The sequence below is a fragment of the Candidatus Megaera polyxenophila genome, from assembly GCF_029982035.1.
In the GTDB taxonomy this organism is placed as follows: Bacteria; Pseudomonadota; Alphaproteobacteria; order Rickettsiales; family Rickettsiaceae; genus Megaera; species Megaera polyxenophila.
The window spans coordinates 248,344-262,171 of sequence record NZ_CP104166.1 but is presented as its reverse complement, the minus strand read 5'-3'; the positions used below and the strand labels follow the sequence as shown (position 1 = coordinate 262,171).

The 13,828-nt window shown below is 33.2% G+C and carries 11 protein-coding genes; 9 read left to right on the top strand and 2 right to left on the bottom strand.

Features of this window, described 5'->3' with window-relative positions; translation table 11 throughout:
• Window positions 1-15: 15 nt before the first annotated feature.
• From yidD to N3Z16_RS01255, 7 genes are all read left to right on the top strand, one after another.
• On the top strand, window positions 16-240 hold the full coding sequence (gene yidD, locus N3Z16_RS01285; protein ID WP_223939086.1) for a membrane protein insertion efficiency factor YidD: 225 nt from the start codon (window positions 16-18) through the stop codon (window positions 238-240).
• A complete protein-coding gene (gene uvrC, locus N3Z16_RS01280; protein ID WP_282486444.1) occupies window positions 209-2,062 on the top strand; it encodes an excinuclease ABC subunit UvrC in 1,854 nt (617 codons plus the stop codon). Before yidD ends, uvrC begins: the two co-directional genes overlap by 32 nt.
• A 67-nt stretch (window positions 2,063-2,129) precedes the next feature.
• Entirely contained in the window at window positions 2,130-5,615 is a 3,486-nt protein-coding gene (locus N3Z16_RS01275) for an acyl-[ACP]--phospholipid O-acyltransferase (protein WP_282486443.1), read from the top strand.
• Window positions 5,616-5,844: 229 nt separating this feature from the next.
• Window positions 5,845-7,104 carry a M16 family metallopeptidase gene (locus tag N3Z16_RS01270; protein WP_282486442.1) on the top strand — a complete coding sequence of 420 codons (1,260 nt, stop codon included), beginning with the start codon at window positions 5,845-5,847 and terminating at the stop codon, window positions 7,102-7,104.
• Window positions 7,105-7,222: 118 nt separating this feature from the next.
• Window positions 7,223-7,942, top strand: coding sequence for a phosphoribosylaminoimidazolesuccinocarboxamide synthase (locus N3Z16_RS01265; protein WP_282486441.1), 720 nt, complete (start codon window positions 7,223-7,225; stop codon window positions 7,940-7,942).
• 37 nt (window positions 7,943-7,979) lie between these two features.
• Complete coding sequence (locus N3Z16_RS01260) at window positions 7,980-8,633, top strand: queuosine precursor transporter (RefSeq protein ID WP_223939091.1); 654 nt, start codon at window positions 7,980-7,982, stop codon at window positions 8,631-8,633.
• A gap of 54 nt (window positions 8,634-8,687) precedes the next feature.
• On the top strand, window positions 8,688-9,323 hold the full coding sequence (locus N3Z16_RS01255; protein ID WP_282486440.1) for a CatB-related O-acetyltransferase: 636 nt from the start codon (window positions 8,688-8,690) through the stop codon (window positions 9,321-9,323).
• Window positions 9,324-9,365: 42 nt separating this feature from the next.
• Here N3Z16_RS01255 and N3Z16_RS01250 read toward each other — a convergent pair whose 3' ends face one another.
• Together N3Z16_RS01250 and N3Z16_RS01245 are read right to left on the bottom strand one after the other, a co-directional pair.
• Window positions 9,366-10,496, bottom strand: a complete 1,131-nt coding sequence (locus N3Z16_RS01250; protein WP_282486439.1) for an aminotransferase class I/II-fold pyridoxal phosphate-dependent enzyme — start codon at window positions 10,494-10,496, stop codon at window positions 9,366-9,368.
• A complete protein-coding gene (locus N3Z16_RS01245) occupies window positions 10,484-11,062 on the bottom strand; it encodes a helix-turn-helix transcriptional regulator (RefSeq protein WP_223938668.1) in 579 nt (192 codons plus the stop codon). The genes N3Z16_RS01250 and N3Z16_RS01245 overlap by 13 nt, the downstream gene beginning before the upstream one ends.
• 414 nt (window positions 11,063-11,476) lie before the next feature.
• Between N3Z16_RS01245 and N3Z16_RS01240 the strand changes: the two genes are divergently transcribed.
• Window positions 11,477-12,730, top strand: a complete 1,254-nt coding sequence (locus tag N3Z16_RS01240; protein WP_282486438.1) for an MFS transporter — start codon at window positions 11,477-11,479, stop codon at window positions 12,728-12,730.
• 686 nt (window positions 12,731-13,416) lie between these two features.
• Window positions 13,417-13,821, top strand: a complete 405-nt coding sequence (locus N3Z16_RS01235) for a hypothetical protein (protein WP_282486437.1) — start codon at window positions 13,417-13,419, stop codon at window positions 13,819-13,821.
• Window positions 13,822-13,828 lie beyond the last annotated feature (7 nt).

Sequence of the window (13,828 nt, the reverse complement as noted above, 5' to 3'; positions counted from 1 at the left end):
TTTGCAAGTATGATTATGAAATTTATTTTAACCTTACTTATTAAGTTTTACCAATTTTTTATTTCACCATGGCTTGGTAGAAATTGCAGGTTTTACCCAACTTGTTCTGAATATGCATATGAATCGATAAATACTCATGGTACAATAAAAGGGTTGTTTTTTGCTTTAAGAAGGCTATTAAAGTGCCATCCTTTCTGCGACGGAGGTTATGACCCAATACCAAAAAAGTCTGAGCGATAATATATTATCGGGTAAAGAGCTTATAAAGTCTCGCTTGGAGGAAATGCCAAGCCACCCGGGGGTGTATCGTATGCTAGATATAGATAAAAAAATTATTTATATTGGCAAAGCGAAGAATCTTAAAAATCGTTTAAAACAATATACCGGGGATCTTGAAGGTAAAAATTCAACCATGATTTCCCTAGTATATTATCTGGAATATAGTGTTACTGACTCGGAATCGTCAGCACTTTTGCTTGAAGGACAATTAATAAAAAAATTCAAACCTCGGTTTAATATTTTATTAAAAGATGATAAATCTTTTCCTTATATTAAACTGCGGCTTGATCATGACTTTCCTCAATTAATTAAATATAGAGGTAGAGATCTTAAAAACGGAAAATTTTTTGGCCCCTTTGCTTCTGTTAAACAGGTTGAAGTTACCTTGTTAGAGCTACAAAAAATATTTAAATTAAGGTCATGTTCTGATTCCTATTTTTCGACTCGAAAAAGGCCGTGCCTTCAATATCAAATAAACAGATGTTCTGCTCCTTGTACCCGCAAGATATCAAAAAAAGATTATGATGAACTTGTAGAACAGGTAAAAACTTTTTTATCAGGAAAAAACAAATCCTTACAGAATCTTCTTGCTCAAAAAATGCAATCGTTAAGTGAGGAATTAAATTTTGAAGAAGCAGCAAAAATACGTGACCGTATAAAGGCTTTAAGTTATATACAGTTAAAAGCGGAAACTACTGGCTTTATAAAAGATACAGATCTAATTGCTATAACGGAGCTTAATGGTGAGTATTGTGTGCAGCTTTATATTTACAGGGCAGGGCAGCCTTGCGGTAACCATCCTTATTTCCCCGAGCACACCCAAGGCCAGAATATTTCTGAAATATTGGAAGCATTCATCATGCAATTATATCAAGATAAAATTCCTGCTGAAAACATAATTTTAAGCCATTCTATTAATGATCCTAACCTTTTTGCAAAAGCACTAAAAGAATTACACGGTATAAAGATTAAAATAGAGGTATCAAAAAAATCTGGCTCAACTGCTAATCTTATGCAGATTGCTTTGGAAAATGCAAGAATTGCGTTGGAACAACATCTAAAAAACTCCGCTAAAAACCGGTATGCGCTAGAAGAAGTTCAAAAATTATTTAATTTGCCCGCTTTGCCAAATCGTATTGAAGTTTATGATAATAGCCATATACAGGGTTCATTTGCTATAGGGGCGATGATTGTTGCGGGTAGGGAGGGTTTTGATAAAAAAGAATATCGGTTATTTACAATAAAAGACCAACCCCAAAATATAGGAGGGGGCGATGATTATGCAATGCTTAGGGAAGTTTTAACCAGAAGACTTAATAGGCTAAGAAATGAGCCATATAGATTACCTGATTTAATGATAATAGACGGCGGCAGGGGACATATGAACATAGTAGAGCAAGTACTGGAAAAATTTAGTTTAAATATACCATTTGTATGCATGTCTAAGGGAGTAGATAGAAATAGAGGGAGGGAGCAGTTTCATAGGCCAAATCAAGAGGTATTTACTTTAGATAAAAACTTACCGGTAATGAAATACTTGCAAATTCTAAGAGATGAGGCACATAATTTCGCTATAAAAAACCACCGAAAAAAACGTTCAAAAGCTATAAAGATTTCTTCTCTAGATAATATACCGGGAATTGGTGAAATGCGGAAGAAAGGATTGCTAAGTTATTTTGGATCTTTTGCTGCCGTGTCAGATGCTACTGTTGATGAATTAACAAAAGTAGAAGGAATAAACAAAGAGCTGGCCCAAATTGTATATGAAGCACTGCGTAAATAGAAAACAGTTCGTTTGACAAGTAATGATAAATTACATAGTATTTCCCAATAATTTTTTAGGGAAGTAAATGGATTCTAACCAGCTGTATCTTTTTAAAAACAGAAGATTCTTACCAATATTTATTGTACAGTTCTGCGGATGTCTAAACGATAGTATTATAAAAAATGCTCTTATAATTTTAATTACATTTAAAATAGCCCAGAGTCTAACTATAGCACCTTATATGTTGGTTATGCTTGCTAATGTTTTGTTTATAGCTCCTTTTGTGCTATTTGCAAGCTTAGCAGGGCAAATAGCGGATCGTTATGAACGAACTATTATTGTTAGAATCATAAAATCTACAGAAATAGGTATAATACTCCTTTCAGCTTACGGTTTTTACAGTGTAAATCTAGTTGTTTTATTCGTTGCTCTAACTTTAATGGGGATACATTCAACTTTTTTTGGCCCAATTAAATACAGCGTGTTGCCTGACCACTTAAAAAAACAAGAATTACTTGGTGCTAATGGTTACATAGAGGCTGGAACTTTTATGTCCATAATGCTTGGTACTATAATAGGCGGGTTTTATAATTTTGAAAGTGAATTAGTTGTCGGATTTGCTGTTGTTGTATCATTTATAGGTTTTATAGCTAGTTTTTTTATGCCCGCTTCCGGCAATACAAATCCTAATATTAGGATTAATTTAAATATTATAAATGAAAACATTAACATCGTAAAATATGCTTATTCAAAGAATAAAGTTTATTTAGCTATTCTAGGTATCTCGTGGTTTTGGTTTATTGGGGCTGCAATTTTAGCTCAGATACCTCTTTTAGCAAGGGACACCTTAGGGGCGGATGAAAGTGTAGCTAATTTGTTTTTAGTAGTATTTTCCGTTGGGGTAGGAGTAGGGGCATTTGTATGTAATAGGATTTTGGCTAATAATATTACAACCAAATATGTTTTTATTTCAGCTGTTGGAATAAGCATTTTCTGTATTGATCTATATTTTGCTACGCATATTGCCGAGATTAGTTATAGTCCGGAGCATTTAAAAAGTATTTATGATTTTTTATCGAAATTACATTATTGGCGGATATTATTTGATCTCTTTTGCCTTTCCGCTATTGGTGGCTTTTACGTAGTACCGTTATTTGCTGTGATGCAGTATTTTTCTTCCCCTGCTCACAGAAGCCGGGTAGTAGCTGCAAATAATTTAATAAATTCATTCTTTATGGCAGGTTCTACTGCTATATTATCCTTACTTTTTTATATGAAATTCTCAATACCGTCGGTAATTTTAACGATAAGTATTTTAAATTTTATTGTTGCTCTTCATATATATAAGTTGATTCCAAATAGTAAAATCATATCCCTAAAAATGTTACAAGCGATCTTTAGGCTAATTTTTAGCCTATTTTACCAAGTTGAGGTAAAGGGGATGGAAAATTATAGAAAAGCTGGGAAAAAAGCAGTGATAATTGCAAACCATTTATCGTATATTGATCCCATTTTGATAGCTACTTACATACCTGAGAATATCCAATTTGCTATTAATTTAGGAGTTTCTAAAGAATGGTGGGTAAGGCCTTTTCTTAAATTAGCCCGTACCTATCCGATTGATCCGAATAATCCTATGGCAATTAAGAGCTTAATTGAAGAAGTAAAAAAGAATAAAAAAATTGCGATCTTTCCTGAGGGAAGAATTAGCCTTACCGGCGCTTTAATGAAAGTATATGAAGGTCCGGCTATGATTGCCGATAAAGCTAATGCTACAATTCTACCAATAAGAGTTCACGGTACGGAGTTTACTTGTTTCTCAAAAATTCGTAAAACGCTAAAAACTAGGTTCTCTTTGAGAAGAAAAATTACTATTACTATTCTCCCTCCGGTAAAAGTTAATCCTCTAGGAAATCTTAGCAGTAGGGATAGAAGAAAATATATTAGTCAAGCTCTTTACGACATAATGAGAGACATGATGTTTGAAAGTTCGGATTATAAGGAAACCTTATTCCAATCGTTGATTAATTCTGCAAAATTGTTTGGGATGAACACAAAGATCTTGGAGGATATAGAAGGTAATAAAACTACCTATAAATCTATGATTTTAAAATCATTTGTTCTTAGTAGTTTAATTGAAAAACAAACAGAAGCTGGAGAAAAAGTTGGGTTAATGCTCCCTAATATGGTTGATAGTATAATTAGTTTATTTGCTATGCAAGCAATGGGGAGGATTCCGGCAATAATTAACTTTACTGCAGGCATAAACCACGTCATTTCGAGCTGTAATACGGCCACAATTAAAATCATTTATACTTCGCAGAAATTTGTAAAAACAGCAGGGCTTGAAGAGCTTATTGATTCGTTATTAAAACAGGGAATAAAGCTTATATACCTGGAAGATTTAAAAGCAAATATTACGCCTTTATTAAAAATAAAAGCAATGATCGGCAGCATATTTCCAGAACTGTATTATGAATATATTTGTCCCAAAAGGGATGATAAACTACCGGCAGTGATATTATTTACATCTGGAACGGAAGGAAAGCCAAAAGCAGTTGCTTTGTCTCATCGAAATATACAGTCTAATCGATGCCAAATACTTTCTATAATCGATTTTAACCCGCACGATTTGGCTTTTAACCCTCTGCAGCTGTTTCATAGTTTCGGCTACACAACATCAATAATTATGTTGCTCGGAGGCGTTAAAACATTTTTATATCCATCTCCACTGCATCATAGAATAATTCCTGAAGTTATTTATGACGTGGGTGCAACAATAATGTTTGGAACTGATAGTTTTTTAGCGGCTTATGCTTCTTCCGCTCATCCATATGATTTTTATTCAATGAGATATGTTATAGCAGGAGCAGAAAAGCTTAAGGAAGAAACAAGGCAAATCTGGCTTGATAAATTTGGAATCAGAATACTTGAGACTTATGGTGCAACTGAAGCATCTCCGGCAATAGCTGTAAATACTCCGATGCATTATAAAGCAGGGTCAGTAGGTAGGTTTTTACCAAAAATCGAGTATTTTTTTAAACCGCTTAAGAATATTGAGAATGGAGGAAGACTTTGCGTTAAAGGGCCAAATATAATGCTTGGTTATATAAAGCCTGAGAATCCAGGTGTAATAGAAGCACCATTTGTGGAAAGATTAGGTAATAATTGGTATGATACTGGGGATATAGCAACTATTGACCAGGACGGTTATCTAACAATTTTAGGGAGGGAAAAACGGTTTGCTAACATTTCCGGAGAAATGGTTTCATTTGCTATTTTAGAAGAATTAATAAACAAAATAAAAGGTAATGAGTCGCTGAGTGCAGCTATTTCTGTCCTGGATGGTAATAACGAGGAGCAGATTATGTTATTTACTACGATTAAGGATCTAACGAGGGCAGAAATTGTTAACAAGGCTAAAGAATTAGGATTTTCAGAACTATATATTCCCCAAATTATAGTATTTATTAAAGAAATTCCAATATTGGTAAGTGGAAAAATTGATTATTTAAAAGTAAGTGAGTTTGGTCAGGAATATATGCAGAAAAATTTACCAAGCATGAAATAATAGAAACCAGAGAAGTTTTAGGTAATGAACAATTAAAAAATAGGTCGGGTGAGCTTGCCAGAAACAAGCAAGGTGGATTATTAACAGAAATAGAGTTCAGTTCGGAAAGAGGCAAATAAATTATCATCCTCCACTTACTTAAGATCAATAGGTAATTATGATATTAAAATTGTTGGTAAAAAATTAGTTAATATCCTTAATAACATCCATACAAAAAGATTGATAAATTATGAGTTTTCAAAATAGCAAACTATCTAACGGCATAAATGTTGTAACGTTTAATATGCCGCATGTAAGCTCAGTTTCAATAAATATTATCGTTAAAGTTGGTAGTAGGTATGAATCGAGGCAAGAATCTGGGATTTCTCACTTTCTGGAGCATATGGCATTTAAAGGTACAAAAACTCGGAGTGCTGAAGAAATAGCGAAGGAATTTGATATAATAGGCGGCTATTTTAATGCTTACACTAGCCGTGAGCATACAGTCTACTATAGCAAAGTTTTAAATGAAAATTTTGATCAAGCACTTGAAATACTTGCTGATATTTTACAAAATTCATTATTCGCTAAGGCCGATATAGAGAAGGAATTAAGCGTTATCATGCAGGAAATGGCAAGTGTTAATGATAATCCCGATGAGCTGGTTTATGAAAAGTTCTACTCATTAGCGTTTGAAGGGCAACCAATTGGTAAGTCTATACTGGGTGATGCAAAAAATTTAGCTAAATTCCAAAAAGAAGATTTTTTAAATTTTTTAGGAAAATATTATACTACTGAAAATATCTATATTTCAGTAGCAGGTAATATTTCTCATGATAAAGTAATAAATTTGGCGGAAAAGTACTTTTTATTAGTAAGATCTTCATTGAGTTCGCCTAAAATAGCTCCAGCTAAGTATAAAGGTGGTTTTGTCCATACAAAGAAAATTCTTGAACAAACATCAATTGCGCTTGGATTTGAAAGTGTTCCATATTCTAATATAGCTGAATTTTATTATGCTCAAATTTTATCTGTTATTTTCGGCGGTAGTCTCTCTTCAAGATTATTCCAAAGGATAAGGGAAACTCTTGGGCTAGCTTACTCAGTTGGTAGTTTTAACAGCTCATATTATGATAGTGGAATATTTAGCATTTATGCTGGCAGCGACCATCAAAATGTAGAAAAGTTACTTACTAATTTAATAATTGAAATAAATAAAATTCGAGAACACATTTCAGAAGAGGAATTACAAAGGGCTAAATCACAAATTAAGACGAGTATTTTAATGGCAGAAGAACGTACTGAATATAAATCGGAAGAAATTGGTAAAAATTTTGCTCTTTTTGGAAAATATTTTTCTACTGATGAAGTGCTAGACGTAATAATGAATATAAACACGCGTAATTTAACTGAATGTGCTGAGAAAATTTTTGCTTCAAAGCCGACCTTGTCGATTGTTGGAGAGATGCCAGAAAATTTTAATTTTAATATGTTTAAGTTATCAAATTAAATTAGGATTAAAATGAAATGGCTGTATGGTTAAGCTTTAAAAAAGCTTGCTCAAAAAAGTATAACCACTATAAAATAGTTATTTCCTAATTCATGCTCAATTCTAATATTTAAAACTAATGAAGGAAAAAATTTATACCGGCTCAAGTAAAACCCTTTATCAAGCTGATGAAGATTACGCCCTTATTATGTCATTTAATGATACTTTAAAACTGCAAGATAAAAGCTCAATAGTAATATCGGGTAAAGGGGCTATTAACAACAGCATTTCTGCATTTTTAATGCAGAAACTAGAATTGATAGGTGTAGAAACCCATTTTATTCAAAAAAATAATATGCGTCAGCAATTAATACAATTCGTAGATGTGTATCCTGTTCAAGTTCATGTATCTTCTTTAGCTTCGGGTAGATATGTTACGGATTTCGGTATGGAAGATGGCTTTGTTTTTGATTCCCCTATCATAGATTTTAGAGTAAAGAACGGCGATTTAAACTATCCTATTATTAATGAGCATCAGATATATAGCTTTTCTTGGTTAAGTAAAAAAGAAATAAGAGATTTAAAAAAAGTAGCTATTAGGGTACATGATTTTCTTACGGGTTTTTTTGCCGGTATCGGTATAAGGCTTGTTGATATAAAATTGGAATTTGGCAGAGTTTTCAATGGTGAAGACTATATAATAATGCTAACCGATGAAATTTCCCCGGATACTTGCAAATTATGGGATATGTATAATAATCAAAAGCTCTGTTATGAAATAGCAGAAACTAATCCTGACGATGTGATTAATGCTTATCAGGAAGTTTTGAAAAGGCTGAATATTAAAACAGATGTGTAATGGATGAATTTATATTTACCGATTTAGGGGCGTAGACATGGATAAATCGGTAAAATTATATATATTTTTCTGCAGTTTATTTTGTACTGTTGTTATTACCGGTAATTTGATTTTTCAAAAATTTGTTACAGTTAATATCTTATCCTTAGAATTTGAACTCTCTGTCGGTGTTCTCTTATATCCAGTTACTTTTCTAATTTCTGATTTAACTGCCGAGTTCTATGGTAATAAATACGCAAACCACATGATAAAAATGTCAGTTTTATGCAGTTTTATCGTTATGGGGCTAATTATGATAGGCGATTATTTTCCTGCAACTTCCTGGTCAAATGTTGATGATAGTAGTTTTCATAAAATGTTTAGTGTATATGGTATAGCTTCAATTGCTTCAGTAGTTGCTACTTTTTTTGCTCAGCTATTGGATGTTAAGGTTTATTCTTATTTGAAAACTTTGACTGACTCAAAGCATTTATGGTTACGCAATAACCTCAGTACAATACTTGCGCAAATATTAGATACGATATTAGTATTAACTATACTTTGTTTAGCCAATATTTTAGCTTGGGAAAATTACTATAAGGTAGCAACCAATTCAATTGTTTTTAAAGTAATAGCTGCTCTCGCAGATACACCTTTTTGTTATTTGGGACATTACCTAATTAGAAAGTTTATTATAAAGCCAAAAGTTTAGATTCTAGCATTTATACAGTTAATAACCTAACAATTGATATGAAACATAAATTATATGACAGATAGTATAGAATATGTTAGCCCTGATGTAGTTTATCCAATTGAAAATTGGTATAGAACATGTTTTTTAAAAAATATTATAACCAATCCCCAAATTATAGTGGATGATTATACCTATTATGATGATATAGAGGACGTGTATAATTTTGAAAAGAATGTATTATATCTTTTTGATTTTATCGGCGATAAGCTAATAATCGGCAAATTTTGTCAAATTGCTAGCGGCGTACGTTTTATAATGAATGGCGCAAACCACGCAATGAACGGTATCTCTACTTATCCTTTTGAAGTTTTTGGCAAAAGTTGGAGTAATGCTCCAAGTAATGATTTAAACAAAGGTGATACGGTAATCGGTAACGATGTATGGATTGGTAATTCAGCTACTATTATGCCTGGGGTTAAAATCGGCCATGGCGCTATTATCGGCAGTAACGCTTTAGTTACGAAAGATGTTGATCCTTATACAATAGTAGGAGGTAATCCAGGAAGATTAATAAGAAATAGATTCGAGCGGAAAACTATAGATTTTCTTTTAGAACTTGCCTGGTGGGATTGGCCTATAGAAAAAATTACTAAACACGTAAATGCTATTGCTAGCGGAAATTTAGAAACCTTAAGAGCTCTATTGTGATAAGAGTAAGCCTTAGGTTAATATTTCCTTAATTTTTTAAGGTCAAATATTCTCATTGCGCAAAAACGTCCTGAATTGGTCAAGACACTCCGGCATATTTTTTCTGCCAAAACCAATCCGGAAATGGTTACTATTATAGCTATAAATTGATGCAGGTATTAGAAGGGTATGTTGCTTATACATCAATCTTTCGCAAAAAGAGTCAATAGGTTCAGCGCCTTTATACTTTACAAAACCAACGCAACCCCCTTGTGGACGCACCCATTCAATTATATTTACATAATCTATAAAAAACTGATCTAAAAGTTTTAGATTATCAGTAACAATCTGATTATTCCGCTTTAGTATTACATCTTTATTACGCAATGATATGATCGTCAAAATTTCTGAAGGAGCGCTATTGCAGATAGAGGTGTAGTGTTTCATATACTCAATCTTTTTCAGCATTCTTTTATCTTGACATACAACCCAACCAATACGGAGACCTGCCATACCAAAAGCTTTGCTCATAACACCAAGAGATAATGCTCTGCCATATAAACATGCCGCAGGAGACGCCCAGGGTTTATTAGGATGTCCAAGAAGCCTATAAACTTCATCAGAAAAAAGCCAAATTCCTCTGAATCTGCATATCTCGATAAGGGTGTTGAGTTCGTCTTCTTCTATAACTTGACCAGTAGGATTATGTGGAAAATTAATTATAATGCACTTTGTACAAGGCTTAATTGCATCTGCAACGGCATTTAGATCAATGCGCCAATCATTCGATTCCTGGAGTTGTATTTCTGTGATATCTGCACCTTTTAGTTTTGGGATTTCAACGAGTGATTGATAACATGGGGTTAAAACGATTACATGATCATTAGTTTCGATTAATGCATGAAGTGTGCAAAATATACCTTCTTCAGCGCCTGCAAACATTAGGATATGATCTCCCTCGAGAGGCTGATATAGCTCTTGAGCTACTGTTTTACGAAGAATTGGTAAACCTGAGACTTCAGTATAACCTAGGCGCAAATTATCCCATAAATGCTTTTCTTCGCTTGATGCACTATCTAAAATCTTCGACATATCAAAGCTTTCTGCATCTGAACAACATAATAAATACTTAGCTGAGAATTCATATTTTGCTAGATATTCCTCTAATTTAAAAACATTCATTATTTTCTCCATTCTTTTAAGTATTTAAAAACAGTTGCCCTACCAAGACTCAAGGCCTTTGCTATGTAGTCCGCCGCATTTTTTTCATTAAATGCCCCGAGATCAAATAAATATCTCAAAATTGCTTTTTTATGCCCGTGCCTTAGATGATCAAAGAGCAGGTTATGAGTTTGCAGATAAGAATGAATAGTTACATGTAATTTTTCTTGCCAATCATTTACAAATAGAGATTGTGGCTGATTACCCATATTTTTCTGTAACAATGTCCCGCTTAATTCGTTTAACTTGCTGAATATTGAAACATCACAATTGATGCAAAGCAACCATTTTGCTTGCAGAATAATTGAAATTGATTTTACAAGCCGCCCATTAAAGTTAATTTTTGGATAGACTATTTGGTCTATGCTATCTAACCCTTCCTGATCTAATAAGCTTGGGTCACCAGCCTTTCTTCCTGAAAGCCTGCCATTGATGTAAATTATTTTGTTTTTCTTAATATCATGAATGACGACCTCAATCAATGGGTCCATTAAAAGCACAAGAGCATTACATATTTGGGTATAATTAGATAAAATCATTTTTGTATACTAATGAGTTTATATAACAGATAAATATATACTATTTAGTATGTAATTGTCAATGGTAAAAACTTTATAAAAAAATAGCTTAATTTATTCTGGGTAAAACACTGTAGAGTTAATGGCGAAAGATAATAAAGAATATTATGGGTATAAAAAGTCAATCTAGGATAAAATTGCCAGAAGGCTTTTTGTTGCCTGAAGTTCAAAAACTTAGCTTTTTAACCCCTTCTTTCTATTCCAACCAAATTGACAATAGCTTCTAGAAAGCTTGAAAGCTCTATAAAGAAATACAATTACTAATGTAGTTGTATTTTTCCTAGAAATGTGTTAATAAAGAACGCTGATTTTGCGCCAAAAAATTATTCCAATTTCAGAAGCAAAAATTATAAAAGTTTATCGAATAAAATAATTATGCCTACAGCAGAAAAAAATAGAATTATTTCATTTTTAATATGGTTATTGATAACAATTTTTTATTGCTATCAGTGTGTATTACGTTCATTACCTAATATTATTCGTCATGATGTAATGTCAAATTTTAATATTGGTGCTAGTGAATTTGGTTCTTTTTCTGGTCTTTATTATATAGGTTATGTTTTTCTCCATATTCCAATAGGGATAGCAATTAGCAGAATTGGAGCAAGGGCTATATTGCCTATATGCATAGCTCTAACTGCTATAGGTCTTCTGCCGTTAATTTATCCTATGGGTTGGGATAGTGCCTTAATCGGGCGAGTTCTTACGGGAATAGGTTCTTCTGCCGCAGCTGTTGGAGCGCTGCAGATATTTAGAATTATATATCCTGCAAAATTTGCTAGAATGTTAGGGTTGATGGTTTCGGTAGGACTAATTGTAGCAGTATATGTTGGAAATCTAATTGTACCCGTTATTGTGTCAGTTGGGCTTGAGGCTACTTTGAAGGTATTACTATATTCCGGCCTAATACTTGCCATCCTTACCTATTACATCATGCCAAAATCAACAGAGGAAAAATCAGAGCGTAATCTTATTTCAGATGTTAAATCAGTAATTTGTAATTATAAATTATTACTTACCAGTTTTTTTGCCGGGTTAATGGTCGGTCCTATGGAAGGCTTTGCTGACGCTTGGGGCAGTGCGTTTTTAATAAATATCTATGCTATTGATAAAGTATATGCTGATTTCTTGATTTTATCTATATTACTCGGCATGAGCGCAGGCTGCGTTATATTACCTTATGTAGCTGATAAAACAGGTTATTATTTTGGTGTAACAATTACTTCCGGAATAGGTTTAATTATATGCTTTTATTATATACTAAGCGGGATTGCTAGTGTTGGCATCCTAGACTACGTTTGTATTGTTATTGGCGTTTTCTCTGCTTATCAGGTAGTTATGCTTGCTAAAATATCTACTTTTGTTTCCGAAGAGAGAAGCGGTTTAGCCGGAGCTGTTGCTAACATGATTATTATGGCGTTTGGGTGGTTTTTCCATAATTCGATAGGGCTATCGTTAGATAATTTATGGGACGGAGCAATGGCTGACGGTGTAAGACAATATAGTAATGATGCTTTCATAAAAAGCATTTCAATTATTCCAAGTGCAATAATTGTTTCTATAATTGGTTTATCAGCCATAGCAATCACAACTATAATAAAAGCACGGGCGCTGAAGAAAGCAAATTAGGAAATCTGTTTAATCTGATTCTCAATGTTAAAATTTTTGTTAAAGATTGCCTTCTTTAATATCTTTGAACATACTTGATATTATAAGGCCTTTTCTCCTGTTTTTCTAAAAATTTCTGTGTATTTGGCAGTTGCTTTGCCACCCTACTATAGCATCGTTGCGACAACTGCTATTGAATTGAATTGGTTTTACAACTAATAATTTTAATTTACATCAACTTACTGCCATACTAAAAGTCGTTATATTCTTTAATAACTCAAGACTGACTGAATTAGGTTAGTGTTCTAAGCGTTAAAGAGGATAATTTTTGATCACAACTATTTAAGAAGGACCAGCGTGTCATTTATTAAGAAAAAATTAGATAAAGGCCTTTATAACGCTTTATCAGAGGACTTTGTACCTATTGCATGCCATTATGATAAGAATACTTTACTTAGAACTCATTGCTGGTTTCATAGTTTAAAAACGGGTGGGTTTTTATTCTCGTCGATAAGATTTTGGAACTGCAGCTTTTGTATTGGAATTTTTGATGATTTTATAATCAAATTGCTTAATTTTTGGCAATGTGGGCAGTATTCTCCCTTTAGCTTCATCCGCACCTTGTTTAATCCATGCTTAGCCGTTATCCACAAAAATGCCGCAGGTTAACCATGCTGTAGGCTATAGTTTTCAGAGCATAATGGTTTATGCTGTGGAATTCAAATCTCAGTAACAACTGTTTGAATTTATCTTCCCAGGCAAATATTCTCTCTATCGTTCTAAACCTTTCTTTAAAGATTTTCCGGCAAAAAGTTTGCTTTCTTCCTCGCTTAGATTTCTTGCGACTCCTTTTATTCTCTGGCATATTAGGAGTCATGCCAAGATTAAAAATTGCTTTACGATTTTTACGTGAATTATATACACCATCTAAGCTCATGGTACTTTCCTTGAGATCTATACCTATTAGTTTTACAATCTTTTTTAAGTTTGATATTGCAGGAGTAAGCAGGATTCCTTCATTCCTATTACCCGGAGCAGTAACAAAAGGCGCAATAACATTGCAGTTTCTATCACAAAACGGTACAACCTTGTCTCCTTTAGTGTGTTTATGACCATTAT